Source organism: [Flexibacter] sp. ATCC 35208, from assembly GCF_001975825.1.
GTDB lineage: Bacteria > Bacteroidota > Bacteroidia > Chitinophagales > Chitinophagaceae > Chitinophaga.
Genome location: NZ_MTKN01000322.1, coordinates 1 through 416 on the forward strand (window position 1 = coordinate 1; position 416 = coordinate 416).

1 protein-coding gene is annotated in these 416 nt (G+C 37.0%); it reads right to left on the reverse strand.

Going from position 1 to position 416, the window contains the following annotated elements:
- Positions 1 to 311: hypothetical protein (locus BW716_RS36590; RefSeq protein ID WP_220388947.1), on the reverse strand; the 311-nt coding region annotated here is incomplete at its 3' end.
- Positions 312 to 416: the final 105 nt, after the last annotated feature.

A 416-nucleotide genomic window follows, 5' to 3' on the forward strand; every position in this document is an offset into this window, starting at 1 on the left:
TTTCCAGACTTTGGCAAATAAGTTGGGTCATAAGCAGCAATGAGATGCTTACCACTGTTATCCTTAATCAAAGAACTATTAAAGCCTCCGAAATCAAATTCCTTTTCCATTTGCAATCGGATGCTTTTCTCACAATAAGTACCAAAACGGCTAAGATTGGAGATGGTATATCGAACAGGCAAACATAGCCAGACCTCAAATAGCGAAATCATAAATTTGTATTGAGGTTTGGTTATTAGGGGCAATTCATTTAAAATTGCACTAACAAGGTGTTTCACCTTGCCAAAGGCTTTGAGATTGGTACTAGTCATACTTCCTCATTGCCTTTTTTTTATTTTGGTATCAGCTGGAAAGCTCTTTTATTTATCTACATCTATTTTCCACAGCATCGCTGTGGAAAACTTACCGGACTATTG